11 protein-coding genes and 5 pseudogenes are annotated in these 16,828 nt (G+C 56.7%); 1 reads left to right on the forward strand and 15 read right to left on the reverse strand.

What is annotated here, in order from left to right:
• Window positions 1-45: 45 nt before the first annotated feature.
• The 9 genes and pseudogenes from A1WC_RS28535 to tssK form a co-directional block, all read right to left on the reverse strand.
• A pseudogene (locus tag A1WC_RS28535) lies at window positions 46-120 on the reverse strand (hypothetical protein); the annotation flags it as partial.
• 79 nt (window positions 121-199) lie between these two features.
• Window positions 200-1,090: a formylglycine-generating enzyme family protein gene (locus A1WC_RS10085; protein WP_016161339.1), complete on the reverse strand. Its 891-nt coding sequence runs from the start codon at window positions 1,088-1,090 to the stop codon at window positions 200-202.
• Between the two features lie 21 nt (window positions 1,091-1,111).
• Window positions 1,112-1,189 (reverse strand): annotated as a pseudogene (locus A1WC_RS28540) (hypothetical protein); the annotation flags it as partial.
• A gap of 251 nt (window positions 1,190-1,440) precedes the next feature.
• Window positions 1,441-2,470 (reverse strand): annotated as a pseudogene (locus A1WC_RS0125225) (hypothetical protein).
• 921 nt (window positions 2,471-3,391) lie between these two features.
• Entirely contained in the window at window positions 3,392-5,878 is a 2,487-nt protein-coding gene (locus tag A1WC_RS10080; RefSeq protein WP_016161341.1) for a DUF2345 domain-containing protein, read from the reverse strand.
• A gap of 150 nt (window positions 5,879-6,028) precedes the next feature.
• Window positions 6,029-6,153 (reverse strand): annotated as a pseudogene (locus tag A1WC_RS27995) (hypothetical protein).
• A gap of 184 nt (window positions 6,154-6,337) precedes the next feature.
• Window positions 6,338-8,035, reverse strand: coding sequence for an OmpA family protein (locus A1WC_RS10070; protein ID WP_016161343.1), 1,698 nt, complete (start codon window positions 8,033-8,035; stop codon window positions 6,338-6,340).
• A 3-nt stretch (window positions 8,036-8,038) separates the two neighbouring features.
• Window positions 8,039-8,695: a type VI secretion system protein TssL, short form gene (gene tssL, locus A1WC_RS10065; RefSeq protein ID WP_016161344.1), complete on the reverse strand. Its 657-nt coding sequence runs from the start codon at window positions 8,693-8,695 to the stop codon at window positions 8,039-8,041.
• Entirely contained in the window at window positions 8,692-10,032 is a 1,341-nt protein-coding gene (gene tssK, locus A1WC_RS10060; protein ID WP_016161345.1) for a type VI secretion system baseplate subunit TssK, read from the reverse strand. Before tssK ends, tssL begins: the two co-directional genes overlap by 4 nt.
• Window positions 10,033-10,664: 632 nt before the next feature.
• Between tssK and A1WC_RS10055 the strand changes: the two genes are divergently transcribed.
• Window positions 10,665-10,994 carry a gamma-glutamylcyclotransferase family protein gene (locus tag A1WC_RS10055; RefSeq protein ID WP_016161346.1) on the forward strand — a complete coding sequence of 110 codons (330 nt, stop codon included), beginning with the start codon at window positions 10,665-10,667 and terminating at the stop codon, window positions 10,992-10,994.
• A 57-nt stretch (window positions 10,995-11,051) separates the two neighbouring features.
• On the opposite strand, the pseudogene A1WC_RS0125230 reads toward A1WC_RS10055, so the two are convergent.
• The 6 genes and pseudogenes from A1WC_RS0125230 to dgoR form a co-directional block, all read right to left on the reverse strand.
• Window positions 11,052-11,998: pseudogene (locus A1WC_RS0125230) on the reverse strand (2-hydroxyacid dehydrogenase).
• On the reverse strand, window positions 11,995-13,308 hold the full coding sequence (locus A1WC_RS10050; RefSeq protein WP_016161349.1) for an MFS transporter: 1,314 nt from the start codon (window positions 13,306-13,308) through the stop codon (window positions 11,995-11,997). Before A1WC_RS10050 ends, A1WC_RS0125230 begins: the two are co-directional and overlap by 4 nt.
• A 94-nt stretch (window positions 13,309-13,402) precedes the next feature.
• The gene (dgoD, locus tag A1WC_RS10045) at window positions 13,403-14,551 is read right to left on the reverse strand and encodes a galactonate dehydratase (RefSeq protein ID WP_016161350.1); all 1,149 of its coding nucleotides are present in this window, start codon (window positions 14,549-14,551) and stop codon (window positions 13,403-13,405) included.
• Window positions 14,548-15,165 carry a 2-dehydro-3-deoxy-6-phosphogalactonate aldolase gene (locus A1WC_RS10040; protein WP_016161351.1) on the reverse strand — a complete coding sequence of 206 codons (618 nt, stop codon included), beginning with the start codon at window positions 15,163-15,165 and terminating at the stop codon, window positions 14,548-14,550. Before A1WC_RS10040 ends, dgoD begins: the two co-directional genes overlap by 4 nt.
• Window positions 15,110-16,027: a 2-dehydro-3-deoxygalactonokinase gene (locus A1WC_RS10035; protein WP_012541312.1), complete on the reverse strand. Its 918-nt coding sequence runs from the start codon at window positions 16,025-16,027 to the stop codon at window positions 15,110-15,112. Before A1WC_RS10035 ends, A1WC_RS10040 begins: the two co-directional genes overlap by 56 nt.
• Window positions 16,024-16,713: a D-galactonate utilization transcriptional regulator DgoR gene (gene dgoR, locus A1WC_RS10030; RefSeq protein ID WP_012967805.1), complete on the reverse strand. Its 690-nt coding sequence runs from the start codon at window positions 16,711-16,713 to the stop codon at window positions 16,024-16,026. The genes A1WC_RS10035 and dgoR overlap by 4 nt, the downstream gene beginning before the upstream one ends.
• Window positions 16,714-16,828: the final 115 nt, after the last annotated feature.

A 16,828-nucleotide genomic window follows, 5' to 3' on the forward strand; every position in this document is an offset into this window, starting at 1 on the left:
AGCAACTACGATTAATTTTCTCATCTTATCACCTAAGCCTTTGCATCAGGCAGTCATTGTCCCCGTCGGGTGCAGCTCATCAATCATGGCAAGATATTCTGACATCAGGAAATCCGGGATAGATTAAATATCCTATCCGGTTCAGCCGAATATTAGTTGAGCATTCTGACTCGGTTAAAATAAGAGATGGCATCACACATTATTTATTAACGACACAACGAAATACATACTGCGGACCAACACCATATTTTTCATAGTCACCATCAACTTCTTCTGGGAGTGGTGAAGCAGATTGTCTAAACATAGTCAATGCGTACTGTCTGTCGCCGCCAACATTCCCACGCAACACTTTCTCGGTCCCTTGCTCTGGTCCCTGAGGATTCTTTACCGGAGAGTTGGAGTAATAATCTGCTGCATACCAGTCATTGGTCCATTCTGAACCACTCAATCCCATATCATACAGCCCTAAGGGATTTGATGGGTATTTACCTACTGGATAAATGGGAAGCCCCATCCCGTCAGTGTATTTATTCAGTTCATCCTGGCTTGGGACATTTTTTCCTGGTGAAAACTCACCATTGTTAGTAGCAAACGGAAGATACTGACCTCTGGACCTTGCTGCAAACTCCCATTGCGCCTCTGTCGGCAAATCAATTTTTTTACCGGATTTTTTACCTAACCACTGACAATAATCTTTTGCCTGTTGCCAGATAACACCTGCAGGATAATCCCCCTTTAGCAGAGAAGGATGACGTTTTGCCAGTATATCCACAGGTGGATTTTTTTTATCTGTTACTTTCAAATAAACATTAAAATCATCGTTAGTGACTTTATATTTTGATATCGAAAAACCACTTAAAATAACCTTATGTAAAGTTTTATCATCCTGTTGTATGCTGAAAGGTAATTTTTGACCAACTAATGGACCAAAATCACCCATTAAAAACTCACCACCCTGAACGGGGACCATATTAGAGACCGATTTATCCACAAGTGCTTTAGCTGCTTTTTCACTCCCGGTGGTATTTCCCTGATCGCACCCGGTCAGTAAACCGGCAGCAACGGAAGCAACTACGATTAATTTTCTCATCTTATCACCTCAGCCATTGCATCAGGCAGTCATTGTACCCGACGGATGCTGGTCGTCGATCATGGCAAGATATTCTGACATCAGGATATCCGGAATAGGTCTAAATGGTTCATCCGGGCCAACGGAAACCGGAAGGTTATTATGCAATAAGGTGAGCTTTTCGCCATAATTGGTATAGAAAAACAATTTTCGTTCTCCAATGACTAAAAACTTAATCACATCTTTTTCATTCAATTCTTTAGTACCTTTCTTCTCCCCTGGCGACAACGTCAAATGCTGCATGACATTGTTATAATCTGCCTGACTTTGTATCCACTTCAGCGCCATAAACACCGCTTGTTTTCGTCTCTTTAAAGGACCAAGCTTCCAGCTGTTAATGGAAAAAAAATCATTATTCTGATTGCGAGGGTCAAGCCAGTCCATCCAGTCCCTGTCAATTAATGTGGCAATCACTGCCCCTTTTGTTTCTGGAGGAGTATATTTTAGCTGATCCGGATTAGACAAAATACTGCTCATCAAATCCACACGTTTATTTTCTTCCAGAAGATCTACTCTTAAGCTGTCCAATATATCCACAACTTGATTATATCTTTTCTCCAGTGCTTGTATTCCTTCTGCTGCTATAATTATTGGGATTGCACATAATCCTCTAAAAGCATTCTCTCCCATCATATCTTCTAACTTCTGATAATCCACATTCCTTAGCATAAACATAAAACTCTTCATAAAAGCCGCAAAGCTGCTGCCATCAACTTCAAAACCGACTTCCCCTTTGGCTCCCACTCCCCAACATAAAGCCGCTTTACAGTAAATACGAAAACGTCCCTGAATATAGGTGATATAAAAAACCCCACTTCCCCCAGCGCCTGCCTGCACCGTCATCCCTGCTTCCAGTTTGGCTATCGCGGCAAACTTCTTCTCTTTATTGACAATGGGTTTGTTATCTTTCTCAACACCTTTAGCTACTGGCGTATCATCAGGATGCGGGTCAAACCACTCAATGGCACCACTGATATTACCTCCCGCCTGAGCACCAACAAAAACACCAATTTCATCTCCCCCCTGTGCTTCAGGTATTGTTGAGGTCTTTAAATTCACCTGCTGCTGTCCTGGTAACGGTGGGGCAGTCAGGGTTGCAGGACGGCCTTTAATGCCATAGCCCTTTCCCATTTCTCCACTCCAGTCTACTGTCACCCCTAATTCAATTGCAGCACTGGCACCAACGCTACCTGACAATACCAGTTTCATGGCAAAACGCAGCGCTCCCATATTACAGACACCATCCGGTGTCTGTGGAGTCACTTTTTTCGCCGGAAATAAAAGGCTGACACCTAACCTGTCCGGCAGGTACAGGGCCGTTTCGGCCTTCGCCTCCCCCAGTGCAAAACTGGCATGACCTTCTATTTTGCCCTCCAGTTTTTTTTCTGACGGATTATATTCCGCTGATGCACCCCCTCCATGGCTGTAGCGCATCAGTTGAGCCTGCGCGCTAATATCAACATACTGGTGATAAACAGATTCGTCGACTTTACCATCCCCCTTTGGCCAGGTCAGAGATTTGTTCATTTCCTCTGCCCAGTGACTGACAATAACATTCGTATCGTCAACAAGATCGAATTTCAGTGAAACAGGTACGTTACTTAGTTGTTTTTTTAGTTCCGCTGTATCTATTTTTCCCTGACGTATGGTTTTATTAACCTGATTACCATTCGCATCCTGAGAAACAATAGTTTTGTTTTTATATTTTATGAAACCGGCTTCACCACTTTCTTTATCAACTTCGCTGAGCTTATATGTTCGCCACTGGTGTTTTATTTTATCGGAACGCACATAAGTTTTCTTGAACCCTTTCATTGTGTTATTTTTAAGCGGAATAAGTTCCATTATACCAATGGCAGTATCTTTCATTTTATCATTAAGCAATTCCCCCTCCGGAGGATTCGCTGTTAGTGACATAAGCTCTTTCCGCAAAGCCTGATTTGCTTTGTTTAAGGCTTCATAGGCTTTAGTGATTTCACTTTCAAATTTTCTTGCTGGCACTCTGCCTGCCTGAGTGATTGCTTCAAAATTAATATCATCAAGATTTTTTTGCGCCTGTTTCTGAGTTTCAAGCAAGCCAGACAGAAAATCATGCTCCTGTTCGATAATTTTAGTATCTGAAGCCTCCAGAAAAAGCAATGTTGCGCTACCTGGGTGAAAATAACATTCTGGGCCATATTTTCCTTTTACAACCGTTCCCGTCCCTTGTACCGATGTTTTACTTTTCTCTTCTCCGGTAGCCATATGCTATTCCTTCATTCTTTAAAGTAATTCTATATGCAGGGCATCAGGCAGGGCAGTATAAACTGCAACAGTTTTACCTTCCGCATCGGTCCTGCCTTCAAATACTTTACCTTCACCGGTTGTTATCCTGTACCGGGTAAAAGGTAAAATCTCCCCGGACTCTTCATCTTTTGCAGTAAAAAACTCACTGAAACCGACGGGAAGCTCAGGTTTGTTTGCATCATAATCAGCTGCGCCCATTTTCTGCACATTGGCCGATTTCAGCAGAATATTCCCCGGGCAGCCCAGCTCGATATTGCCACCACTTAGCCTGATATACGCTCCCGCACAGTTCACCACCAGTTCCTCCGCCGCCGTGATTTCCACTCGCCCTTCCACGCTGGTCACGGTGATATCCTTTTTCGCCGTCGCCTCCAGCGCATCATCCTGCGCCTGGATTTCCATCTTTCCCTTCGCCGCAAACAGCTTCATCCCCGCCTTTCGCGCCAGCAGGCTGACGGCTTCTCCCGCCGCCACCGTAAAACGTTTCAGCGCACTGATGTCCGTATTCTGCTGTGACACAATCCCCACGCTGGCGCTACCCGAAGACAACCGTACCGCCTGCGGACTGCTGATGCTCACGCCCTGCGGCGCATTCAGCACTATCCCCGGCTGCGCCAGCTCTTTCAGCGCATCGTTCAGCGTCTGCTGGTTGCCGGTATCCGATGGCAGGGCCTGAGCCGATTCCGCTGCCGACGCCAGGCTTTTCGCAATACCCAGGGCATTTTCAAGCTGCGCAATCGCCTCCTCCATTGCCAGCATCCTGTCGCCTGCCGAAGGCTGTTTATCCGCACTGATAAACACCCCCTCACCGCCCCGGATGCTCACCCATTTATCCGTACGCAGTTCCGCCCCCTCGCCCCGCAACTCCCTCTGCGCATTCACGTTATGCCCCAGGTTCAGCTGCGTCTTGCCGCCGTAATCGGTGCTGAGCTTGATATGCTCCTCGCCGCGCTTATCCTCCATTCGCAGCTTATTATTGGCCGGAGTACGAATCACATTGCGGGTGCTGTTTTTCTCCGTCACAGGATCGACATGCCGCGAGTCGTGCAGCGCATGCGCAATATACGGCCGGTCAGGGTCGCCTTCGTGGAAAGCAATCGCCACCTCCGTGCCCTGGATCAGCGGGAAGTGAAAGCCGTACACGTCGCCGCCGTAGGGTTTGGCGAGACGCACCGGCATGCTTTCCTGACCCTGCCCTTTCTCCTCTCTGTCAGCGTCAAATTTCACCCGGTACAGGCCGGACGCATCCTGCCAGGCGTAGATATCATTCGCCTTCGCGCTGGTCACCCGCGCCGTCATGGTGCCAGTCACCTTCGGGCGCGGCAGCAGCGGCGGACGCCAGCACAATGTTTCGCTGTAGGGCACCGCCAGCAGGGTCACCCGCAGCGCCTCCCGGCGGCTGGCGGTAAAACCGGTGCCGGTGATTAACAGCGGATCCTGCACGGGCGCAGGCAGGGTCGATGGGAGGCTGTCGGTAACGGTCAGCACCTGGGCCGGCGCCAGCCAGGCTGCAGTACTGCTCGCGGTAATAAGCGTCTGGTGAGCCAGAAAACGCTCATGGTCGAGGCGGGCATAGAAGTTGGCGGTCTCCGTCTGCGGGTCGATTTTATCGCCACGCTCCCAGTGGCGAAGCTTATAGTGGTATACCTCACCGTAAGTGATGCCTTCACCATTTCCCCGGGTCATATCCGCTGTCGCCGACTGGAGAACGCTCTGCGCATCGCGGGGGTTATAATCCCGGGTAGTGACGTTCGCCTCTACGACGTTGTGGGTGATGTTCAGACCCCATATCGATTCCGCACCGCTGTCGCTCATCCCGGACGGGCTGTTTACAGGGAGTGTTTTATCGAACATCAGCGCCCGCTGCGCGTCGGCGAAGTGGACCACTTCGCTCTGGGCCTCTTCCTGCAGGGTGAAGAAATAAAATATCCCCACCTCTGCCAGCAGGCGCTGGATAAACGCCAGGTCGCTCTCCTGATACTGATTAATTTGCTCACGCCGCGAATAGTGTTGCTTGAGATTAAACTCATACTCCCAGTCATGCAGGTGATGTTCCTGCAATACCTGCTCCACCACCTCCGGTACCGATTTGTTGACGAAAAAACGGTGGCTGCGAAACTGTTTATCCAGCAGGAAGAGAAACGGCTGGAGGGTTATCTGATAGGTCGACTGATCTTCAGAACGATTGACGCGCCGGAAGGTGGTAATCACACCATGGACGCGTTTGCAGTCCGCCAGCTGCTGCAGTGCGCCGCCGCCCATTGTCAGCATGGCGGGTTTGCTCAGGAGCTGTGCGGCATCGATGTTTTTCTCTGCGCTGGTAAACGTAATGGTGTAATAATAAAGTTCACTCAGCTTTTCTGCACCACTGAATTCTTCCACATCCAGCGATGCGGTACATGAAGGAATATCCAGCTGGTAACGGTTAAGGGTGGTGCCGGTAATCATTGAAAAGGTATCCATTATATTCCTGTTTTACTCCGCAGTAATGACCACCAAAAATCAATTAACAGGACGCCCTGTTTAATTTTGTTTAATGATAATCATCTCATTCATCATAAATATATTTATGTGCATAGCGATACCTCAGATACCCCACCAGGAGTTTCATAACTAAAAGGAAACCCCAGAGATATTTATATTCACTGACTGAGAAATAAAAAAAGCAGCCAGAAACCGGAACCTTCAACGTTTATCGCCGCCAGCATTTCTCTGGCACTGTCCTTAGCGCTATCTATGCTGAGCGCCTTTATCCCCTCTTTCCTGCGCTTCATCCCCGCAGAGGCCCCGCTTTGCCGACAAGATTGACTGGCTGCAGGCACGCTACCGCCCATCGCTGTTTCCTGTTTATCAGGAACCCGTAGCGCACAGGGTCAGGCAGGCATAATGTTGTTGTTCAACCTCCGCGATCGGGGTCGCGGATTACTCGGTTTCGTTTTTTAAGGCGTCAGCCCCGGCTCCTGACGTATTAGCCGTGCCCGGCGTCAGACAGGCGTCCTTCTGCGGGACCAGACTGATCTCCACCCGGCGATTTTGCGCCCGCCCCTCTGGCGTCTCGTTGCTGGCGACAGGACGACTTGCGCCGTAGCCCTGCACCGCAAAACAGCTCTCCGGCACATCGCCGGTATCGCGCATCCAGTCGCGGACCGCCTCGGCACGCTTCAGGGAGAGTTGTTGATTGGATTTATCGTTGCCGATGCTGTCGGTATGGCCTGCCATCACGATCAGCCAGCCGGGTTTGGCCTTAATGCCCAGCAGCGAGTTCACCAGCAGCTTTGTCGAACCCGGTTTCAGCGTCGATTTGCCGGTATCGAACAGCGCCATGCTATCGAGGCGGATCGTCTGCGGCCCCTGCACAACCTGCTTAATGACCGGACGCACCGGCGGGGGCGGCGCCCAGTCATTGATAGCGGCTTCCACGAAGGGGATCAGCCGCATCCCCTGATACAGCCCCAGCCGGTAACGCAACGGCTCTCCCCGGCGCAGCCAGTCATCCAGCTGGCGGCTGTCGGCACGCAGACGCTGCTGCGCCTGCAGCTTCGGCGTCGGCGGCGTGCCGCTGAGGCGGTGATACACCGCCAGATGATCGCCGACGCTGCGCACCAGGCGCTGGTTGTTGATAAAGGAAGCCAGCATCGCCAGCGCCAGAAAGAGGAAGCCCACGCCAGCGGCAAGACCGGCATCGCGCATCCGGCGGCTGACCCCGTGGCGGTGCGGCAGTGACGACAGAAGAAGATCCGGCAGCGGGTGAGGACCTGGCGCCGCGGCGTTGCCCGGGGAGAGCGTGGTGATCCCGGCGATTTGCTGTTGCCAGAGGTTATTTGCCACCGCTACCACCGGTGTCAGGCAGATGCCCGCGGCACACAGGTTCAGCGGAGGAAGTTCCGCCTGCCGGGCGCGGAATGGCCGGAAAAGAGCGTTTTCGGCCAAGGTCAGAATGCTCTCCAGCCACAGCGTCTGATACAGGCGTGAGGCAGGGCTGCCCTCCCGCTGCCACTCGGCAACCGACTGGGGCGCTTGTCCTTTCTGCTGCACCTGGAGACCAGGCCTCTCCGGCGTGACGGTAAACCAGCGGCTTTCCCCTGCCTGGCCGCCAGGCGGCGTCACCCAGAACACGCTCCACACCGGCGGCAGACCGTTTAGCCAGGTTCGGCACTGAACGATACTCCGTCGCCAGTCGCGCAGCGACTGCGCCAGTTGCTCCCCGGTGGGGTGGTGCTCCGGTACCACTGCCAGCAGCACGGAAACCTGCGATACCAGCGCCGGACGCGCCGCCGCCAGGTACTGCGCCAGCAGCGGCAACTGCTCCGCGCTGTCTCCCCGTAGATACCAGCCGTGACGGGTTTCGCAGTGCGCCGAACGCCCGGGAAACAGACTGTCGGTATCCCCGCAGACCAGAACCACCGCCCCCTGAAAATCCTCGGGCGGCAGGACGATTTCCGATCGCTGACGGCTGACTGCCCGGCGACGCTGACGCCAGAGCGCCGCGCCGCCCGCCAGCAGGATGCACAGACTGAAGATCACCTGGTTGCCGATGGACAGCGGCCAGAAGCCCAGCACCAGCCACAGGGCCTGGATGACGGTCAGTAGCGTAAGCAGACGACGGGCGTTATCACGCATCTCTTATCCCTGCCCTGCTATCTTCGCCACCATCTGTGACAGCACGGCGGAGAAGGTCAACCACAGCGCGGCCAGCGCCACAATGCCAACCGCCCAGCCGCACCAGTACATCCGCCGTCCGCTGCGCAGCCGGGAGGCACGAACCACCACCACCGGCGCCTCCTGGGTCAGGCTGAACGGCGGGACCCGCGCGCCAAGCGCATGCGCCACGTCCTCACGCCGTTCGTCATCCTGGGCGCGGTACTGCCCGACAAACCCCAGTTGCAAAGTACGATAGAAACAAGTCAGCACTGCCGCATCCGCCGTGGGCTCTCGCAGCAGCTGGCGGATCCGTTCCCAGAGCTCTTCCCCGGCGTTGAGAGTGCTGAAAAAACGCGCCTGCAGCGGATCCTTGCGCCACCTGCGGTAGCCATCATCCTGACTGGCGCGGTTGAGGACGCTCTCATCCAGCAGCGCGCAGTAGGCATAGAGCATCTGCTCAGCGCTGGTGTCACTGACTCCCGCCGCCGTCAGCGCCTCGCGCGCCTCGGTCACCCATCGACAGGCCTGACGATAGAGCGCCTCGCCATCGGTCACCGGCTGGCCGCAGCGTAACTGGCTGACCATCAGCCAGCCCGGGTAAAAAGTTTTGTTGATCAGATCGCTTTCAGGGGTATTCATGAGCGCAGTACCGCAAAGAGTTCAAGTTTCACGTCGCCAAGCGATTCCGGGGTATAGAAGGTGCAGTTGCCGGCCTCCAGCATCGCGCGGGCGGCATCGGTGGAGAGATCCAGAGCGAAATATTGGTTTTCCAGACGTAGCGGAATGGCCGCCGGCACGTGGCTCAGCGGTTTGATCGCGATGCCGCTGAGGGCAATGTTGACGACCTCGGCGACATCATCATGACTACCCGCCTTACAGAGCTGCGGAAAGCGGCTCTGTAGCTGGTGAGGGGGGAGTGAAGAGCGCACCGACAGATAAAAATCCGCCCCCTCGCGCAGCCGCGCATCGTGCAGCCTGCCCCGCCAGATCTCCCGGTCGGCTCCCTGCTCCAGAGCGATGGCGATCACCCTTGAGGGCAGGCTGACTTCGAGCAGCGTATCCAGCAGGGCAAACAGCGGCGGGAATACCTGCTCCGGCGAGGCATGCCGGTAGCGGGGGATAGCTTCCAGATGATGTTCAAGGGAGAAGGTCATCAGACTGCCGGCCAGCCTGGTCAGTTCGCGATAGAGCAGCTCCGGATGGCGCGAAGGGTCCTGATGCAGCTCGCTGAGCACCGGCTCGGCGCTGTTCAGCGCGTTGAGCAGCCAGAACAGGGAAACATCCGCCACGGCAAAATCAGCCATCCGCGCATTGCTTTCACGGCGCATGGCCATCAGGCGTCTGCGTCGGGCCTGCAGGCGATGTAACAGCTCACCCAGCTCGCTGACCAGCGTCGGGCTTGCCGCCAGCGACAGCAGCGGCGGGATGAATTCCGGGTCAACGATCCACTGCCCCTGGGCATCGCGCACCAGACGCGCTACCGGGCAGGTAAGGAAGGCCGCATTTTCCTCGGTGGAGAGACGCAGCGTCAGCGCGTGCCGCAGAACGGCCAGCTCGCTGCGTTCATGGCCGGCCAGCTCCTGCACGGTCACCTGCTCGGCGCGCCAGCGGCGCGGGCGGGCGCTCTCCTGGCCGTCATCAAGATTGCCGCCGCTGGCGCTGAGCAGCGGCAGAGCAAGCACAACCTCCACGCTGTCCAGCATCACGCCCGAGACATCACGGACCGGTGGCAGAGTATCCGCCAGCTCGGTGTCAATCAGCGTTCCGTCGGCGAAACGCACGATCAGCCGGGTGGCGTTGAGCCGGGAAAGGGTGAGCGCGCTGGCGTCAAACTCCGCGCGCAATACCCCCCACGGGTGGGCGAGCGCCATGCGGGAGACCGTATCGGCGACGTGCGCATCCCAGCGAGCCTGTTGCTGAAACTGCTGCGGGACCAGAAAAGCCCCGTCGCGCCATAATGGGCGGAAAATCTTCATTGCACCTCCTGTGCCTTTCGCTTTCATCTGTTTGCAGACAGGACCAAATGCCGCGGCGGATATCCTTCATCCGCCGTACGTTCGCCTCAGCCTCTGCCTTTGCTCTGGCCTGTTCATCACTAGCGGTTTTTCTCCCGAACGTCGTTCGGCTCGATTTATTGCCTGCCGCTTCAGGGAAAGGAAATATCAACTCTGCCAGCGAGGGTTTAGAAGTCAGATGGTATTCTTTGTACAAGGGAGGTTTATCATAAAGCGAAAAAGCCAGGGGAGGTAACGCCTGGCCCTAAATAATATCTGAATTCAACCTACGGCTGCTTTTATGGCTCTTGTTTAATCCATTGAGAAGGAATATTCCATAAGCTATCGTTTTATTATTTCCCCATTGAATGTTAATTAGCGAATTAGTCTCTCCGTCAGGCTTATTTATATTGATCTTAAATATAAATAATAATAAAAATATCATCGCAATCGATATACCTTCATTAGCGCCGAGGCCAAAGCGTTCCCCAGCATCAGAGAGATGCCCGGAGGAGTGCCCCGCCCCACCCGGCCATTGCCAGGCGCTGAATTACGCCGTATTTTGGTTTTCCGCTCCGCTGTGGGCGGGTATCAGGGCGAACGAGAGAGAGAAAATGAAACCGCTATTTGTCTATGGGACGCTCTGTCCCGGTCGCAGCAATGCGCACATTCTGGAGGCGATCGGGGGCGAGTGGCGTCCCGGCTACGTCACCGGCACCTTTTACGCGCGCGGCTGGGGCGCAGCCGCCGATTTTCCGGGGATCGTCCTCGACGCTCACGGCCCGCGGGTCAACGGCTATCTGTTCCTGTCCGATCGGCTGGCGGCGCACTGGCCCATGCTGGACGACTTTGAGGAGGGGTACGATCGGGTGCCGGTGGAGGTGAGCACCGACGATGGACAACAGGTCAGCGCCTGGATTTATCAGCTTCAGCCCCGGGAGTAATCCCCGCCGCGAACGCGCTGTACAATACAGCAGCCCAGCGCGTTCACGGCTTTGCGGTCAGTCCGCCAGGCTTTCCGCCACTGGAGTCAGCAGCGCCTTCTTCTCAGCCCAGCAGGCAACGTTATCGAGCACCAGTTGCGCCATCGCCGCGCGGGTACTCCAGGTGGCGCTGGCCATATGCGGTGTGACGACCACATTACTGCGCTGCAGCAGCCCGGCCGGTACCGCCGGTTCATGGCTGAAGACATCCAGCCCCGCCCCGGCGATAATCCCGTTCTCCAGCGCGGCAACCAGCGCGGGCTCATCAATCACGCTGCCGCGCGAGATATTGATGAGGATCCCTTTCTCCCCCAGCGCCGCCAGCACCGGCTGGTTAATGAGCTCCTGGTTTGCCGCCGTTCCCGGCGTGCAGATAACCAGAAAATCACTCTCCGCGGCCAGGGTCAGCAGATCTTCCCGCCAGGCATAATTTAGCGCCGGGAGACGCTTGCGGTCATGATAAGCAATCTGCATGGCGAACCCCTCGCAGCGCCGGGCGATGGCCTGGCCGATGCGCCCCATGCCCACGATGCCGACCCGCGAACCGGAGACTTTTTGCGTCCACGGAAAACCGCCCGCCGCCCACTCGCCCGCTTCGATAAACTTGTGGGCGGCGACGATCTGCCGCGAGGTCGCCAGCATCAGGCCCAGCGCCAGATCCGCCACATCGTCGGTTAACACCCCGGCGTATGGCTGACCCGCACCTGGTGCTCAGCGGCCGCCTGCACATCCACGCCGTCATAGCCGACGCCAAAGACGGCGATCAGCTCCAGCGCGGGCAGGCTGGCGATCAGCTCTCGCGTCACGGTGGCTTCGCCGTTGGTGATGAGCATGGTAAAGGTGCCAGCCAGCGCGCGAAAGTCGGCATCGGTGAGTGCTGTCAGCTCCACGAGGTGATAGCGTCGCGCCAGTTCCGCGGTCAGGGCATCCGGGAGCGAAGCCTGTTTTAACACGTTCAGTTTCATAGCTTATCTTCTTTCAGAGTGTGGAAGGCGGAGGGTTTCTGGCCGCTCCGGGAGACGATGATGCCGATAACTCCGCCGAGGGCCAGCGCCACGGCGACGATCAGCAGTCCGGAGTGATAGCTGTTGGTCAGGTCCTTAATCTTCCCGAGCAGCGGCGGCAAGCCTAAGCCGACAAAATTGGCGATGGTGTTGATAAATGCAATGGAGGCCGCGGCCGCCACGCCCGCCAGCTTCTCGGTGGTCACCGCCCAGAACACCGGCGTTAGCGCGAAATTAAAGCCCACGGTGAGCACCAGCAGCAGATAGGCAACCAGCAGGTTGCCGGCATAGATGGCGACAGCCAGCGAGAGACCGGCCAGAATCAGCGGCAGCCCCATATGCCACGCCCGCTCGCCGGTCAGATCCGAATGACGGCCATTGAGGTACATAAACAGGCAGGCGAAAATAAACGGCACCGCGGACAGCAGACTAATAATCACATCGCTCTGCTCGCTGACCATACTTTTGAGGATCAGCGGTAAGAAAAGCGTGATACCAATGGAGCCGAACGCCTGCAGAAACCAGACCAGACTCAGCAGGAGTACCACTTTATTTTTCAGCGCACTGAACCAGGAGGCGTGTTGATTGACTACCGCGCCGCGGTTATCAGCGGCAATCTGCGCCGTCAGCCAGCCTTTCTCCGCCTCAGAGAGCCAGGCCGCCTTTTGCGGGCTGGAAGGTAGCAGCCAGAGCACCAGCGCCCCCAGCACGATGGCGGGAACCCCTTCAATGGCGAACAGCCAGCGCCAGCCGGCAACATCGGCAATGCCATGCATATTTAAAATCAGCCCCGAGACGGGCAGCCCGATGATCGACGCCAGCACCGATCCCATATAAAAGAACGACATCGCCCGCGCCCGGTTGCGCTTCGGAAACCAGCAGGAGATATAGTAAATAATCCCTGGGGTGAATCCCGCCTCCGCCATGCCGAGTAAAAAACGCATAATATAGAGCTGGGTCGGCGTCTGGACGAACGCCATGCCGGCGCTCACCATTCCCCAGGTGATCATTATTCTGGCGATCCAGATCCGCGCCCCCACCCGGGTCATGATCAGGTTGCTGGGAATTTCGAAAATAATATAGGAAATATAAAACATGCCGACCCCAAGGCCGTACATGCTGGCCGTTAATCCCAGATCGGCGTTCATTTGCAGCGCGGCAATGGAAATATTGGTTTTATCAAGATTGGCGACAAAATAGCAGATAATAATAAAGGGGATGATTTTGCTGTTCAGCTTTTTTAATGTAGAAGTACAGAGTTCAATGCTCATAATAATAACCCCATGACTTTGCCTCGGGCAGGGGAAGACCGCCCGCGCCAGGCAAAGATTGATATTAAGAATCGCAGCAGGTATTAACCGGGGACTACCACTCGGCGACCACGCCATCGGCAAGGCGCCAGACGGGGTTCCGCCAGTCAGGAGCGCGTCGGCTCATCTCAATCACTTTCTCTTCGTCGATATCGACCCCCAGCCCCGGCTTCATTAACGGCTTAAAGTACCCCCCCTCCATATTGAAATCGGCTTTGTTTTTCACGAAGTCGAGTAACTCGGCGCCCTGGTTATAGTGGATCCCCATGCTCTGCTCCTGGAAGACAGCGTTGTAGGAAACAAAGTCCACGTGCAGACAGGCGGCCAGCGCGATGGGCCCTAACGGGCAGTGCGGAGCCAGCGACACGTCCGCCGCTTCCGCCATACCGGCGATTTTGAAGCATTCGGTGATGCCGCCAGCGTGAGAGAGATCGGGCTGCAAAATAGCCAGGCCGCCGGCCTCCAGCACCCGCTTGAACTCAAAGCGCGAGAACATGCGCTCGCCGGCGGCCAGCGGGATCGCGGTTTGCGCCGCCAGCCGCGGGTAGTACTCCGCCTGCTCGGCCAGCACCGGCTCTTCGATAAACAGCGGCCGATAGGGTTCCAGCTCTTTAATCAGCAGTTTCGCCATCGGCGCGCTGACGCGGCCATGAAAATCGAGGCCAAATTCAATGTCGTTGCCAAATGCTTCGCGGATTTGCGCCACCGTGTTCACCGCCGCATCCACCGTGCGCGAACTGTCAATCATCCCCATTTCCTGACAGCCGTTGAGTTTGAAGGTATCAAACCCCATCCCGCGCAGCGTCTTAATCCCGGCAATGACCTCGGCAGGCCTGTCTCCTCCTACCCAGCTGTAGGCTTTGATTTTATCGCGCACCAGGCCGCCCAGCAGCTGCCAGACCGGCGCATTTAACGCCTTCCCTTTGATGTCCCACAGCGCCTGGTCAATACCGGCGATCGCGCTCATCAGGATCGGTCCGCCGCGATAAAAGCCGGCGCGGTACATGACCTGCCACAGATCGTTGATCCGCGCCGGATCCTGGCCAATCAGATAGTCCCCCAGCTCATGTACCGCCGCCTCCACGGTGCGCACCCGGCCTTCGACGATCGGCTCGCCCCAGCCGACTATCCCCTCGTCGGTTTCAATCTTGAGGAACATCCAGCGCGGGGGTAAACGCCAGGTGGTCAGTTTGGTTATTTTCATTTCACAGCCTCTTGATACGCCCTAACAAATGCGGCGGCCTGCTCTGCGGTCCGCGTTACCGGCTGACCGGCGCGATAGAGATCGCTGCCCAGCCCTGCGCCCGCACAACCGGCCTCGATCCATTGCGCCAGGTTTTCCGGCGTGACGCCGCCGACGGCAAATACCGGCACCGACGCGGGCAAAACCGCTTTCAGCGCCCTGATATAGTCGGGGCCAAACGCCGAAGAGGGAAAAATCTTCAGCGCCTGCGCCCCGGCTTCCAGCGCGGTAAACGCCTCGCTTGCCGTCGCGCAGCCGGCGCAGACGGTCATCCCGTGCCCAACGGCCCGGCGGATCACCGCCGGCTGCACATTGGGGGTCACCACCAGCCGCGCCCCAAGCTGCGCCAGCCGATCGACCTGCGCTTCCTGCAGCACCGTTCCGGCGCCAATCAGCGCCTGCGCGCCGTAGGCCCCGACCACGGCCGGGATGCTCTGCTGCCATTGCGGTGAATTGAGCGGGATCTCCACGGTGTCGAACCCGGCGGCGATCGCCGCGCCGACGTGCGCCAGCGCCTCGTCAGGGGTGATGCCGCGCAGAATAGCGATCAGCGGAAGTGAGGTTTGCCACTGCATGTACGATGCTCCTTATACCAGCCAGAAAGGCATCGTCGCCCGACACTGTCGTCACCTGGCGGCCCAGCAGCTGAAATGCCTGCTGATAGCGCGCGGAGAGGGACGGGCCGGCAACGATCGCGATAGCCTGTTCGTCGGCAATGAAGGCGCGCATGCTGGCCACCTCCGCGCCAATTAACAGGCCGGATAGATACTCGCTCACCTGCTCCCGGGCCAGCGCCCCCAACAGGTGCGCGGCGCGGGTCTCAAAAAGCTGTGGCAACACCGCGGGCGCGGCCAGGCCGCGCGCCAGCCCGGCGTGAAACGCCGCCGGCGCAGCCTGCTGCTCGGGTAATCCCGCACCGATCAGGGAGTGCGTCAGCAGCAGATGGTGCAGTTCGCCGGTCATCACCGTGCGAAAGTCCTCAATCCGCCGGCCGTCGGTTTTGACCCATTTGCAATGGGTGCCGGGCATGACGTACACCGCCGCAGGGGCCAGCAGGCGTGCGCCGAGGAGCTGTGTCTCTTCGCCGCGCATGACGTTGTGGTGGTCTTCGCGGGAAGTGCAAAGCCCGGGGACAATCCAGATCCCTTCATCTACGGCGGTCAACTGGTTGCCAATGGCCGTGAAATCGGCGGGAAGCGGTAAATAGGGCGCGTTCTTCCAGCCCACGTTGCTGCCTACCATTCCCGCCATGACCACTGGGGTACGCCCCTCGCGCCAGCCATGGATTTGTGTCGCTAACACTGCTGCCGGCGATTGACCGTTCAGGCGGGCGATCCCCGCCGCCGACTGTCGGCTGTCGAGGCAGCGTTCGCCCTCAAACAGCCAGGCGCGAAAATTGGTCGATCCCCAGTCAACAGCGATGTAGCGAGATGTCATGTGATTTCCTTCAGTCTTCGTGTCGAGCTGGCGATCATGGTGAGCGCCGCCTGCTCTGCCGCGTTGCTGTCCTGATGGCGAATCGCATCGAACAGCGTTTTATGTTCCTGGAGCGTTTGCGGCATGTTGGCCTCATCCCCCATCCAGGTCCGTTCAAATATCGCGCGCTGCAGCGAGCTAATCGCCACGCTGAGCTGCTGCAGCACCGGGTTATGCACTGACGCCAGCACCGCTTCGTGATAGCGAATGTCGGCTTCATTAAAGGCATCGCGCTGCTGGTTGTTGGCGATCATGTCATTCAGCGCCGCCTCAATCTGCGCCAGATCGCTGGAGGTGGCCCGCTCTGCCGCCCAGCGGGCTATCGCCGGCTCCACCAGATTACGCACTTCGCTCATCGCCGCGATGAGCCCCGGGTCTTCATCCTGTTCCAGCGCCCATTGCAATACGTCGCTGTCGAGGAAATTCCACTGGCTGCGCGGCGCGACGAAGGCGCCGCGATAGCGTTTCATCTCAATCAAGCGCTTCGCCTCCAGCGAGCGAAAGACTTCGCGGATGATGTTGCGGGAGGTGGCAAACTCCTCGCACAGGTCAGCCTCCGCCGGCAGCGCCGCGCCGGGAAGATATTTGCCGCTCACAATCTGGCGGCCCAGGGTCACCATCAGCCGATCGGTTTTAGTCAGGTTCATAGCGTGTCCTTAACGGGGTTATGCCCGGTTACTTTACTCCGTTCAGCGCGTTTCCACCCAGTCTGGTAGTACAAACGTGAACCTGTTCATCCTTGCCTGTGACACATAGTAGTAC

The organism is Klebsiella sp. KTE92 (assembly GCF_000398905.1).
In the GTDB taxonomy this organism is placed as follows: domain Bacteria; phylum Pseudomonadota; class Gammaproteobacteria; order Enterobacterales; family Enterobacteriaceae; genus Klebsiella; species Klebsiella variicola.

Excerpts from the sequence above, each read along its gene's own strand:
- A1WC_RS10085 (WP_016161339.1), bottom strand. The coding sequence starts at position 1,090 with ATGAGAAAATTAATCGTAGTTGCTTCCGTTGCTGCCGGTTTACTGACC.
- A1WC_RS10080 (WP_016161341.1), bottom strand. The coding sequence starts at position 5,878 with ATGGATACCTTTTCAATGATTACCGGCACCACCCTTAACCGTTACCAG.
- A1WC_RS10070 (WP_016161343.1), bottom strand. The coding sequence starts at position 8,035 with ATGCGTGATAACGCCCGTCGTCTGCTTACGCTACTGACCGTCATCCAG.
- tssL (WP_016161344.1), bottom strand. The coding sequence starts at position 8,695 with ATGAATACCCCTGAAAGCGATCTGATCAACAAAACTTTTTACCCGGGC.
- tssK (WP_016161345.1), bottom strand. The coding sequence starts at position 10,032 with ATGAAGATTTTCCGCCCATTATGGCGCGACGGGGCTTTTCTGGTCCCG.
- A1WC_RS10055 (WP_016161346.1), top strand. The coding sequence starts at position 10,665 with ATGAAACCGCTATTTGTCTATGGGACGCTCTGTCCCGGTCGCAGCAAT.
- A1WC_RS10050 (WP_016161349.1), bottom strand. The coding sequence starts at position 13,308 with ATGAGCATTGAACTCTGTACTTCTACATTAAAAAAGCTGAACAGCAAA.
- dgoD (WP_016161350.1), bottom strand. The coding sequence starts at position 14,551 with ATGAAAATAACCAAACTGACCACCTGGCGTTTACCCCCGCGCTGGATG.
- A1WC_RS10040 (WP_016161351.1), bottom strand. The coding sequence starts at position 15,165 with ATGCAGTGGCAAACCTCACTTCCGCTGATCGCTATTCTGCGCGGCATC.
- A1WC_RS10035 (WP_012541312.1), bottom strand. The coding sequence starts at position 16,027 with ATGACATCTCGCTACATCGCTGTTGACTGGGGATCGACCAATTTTCGC.
- dgoR (WP_012967805.1), bottom strand. The coding sequence starts at position 16,713 with ATGAACCTGACTAAAACCGATCGGCTGATGGTGACCCTGGGCCGCCAG.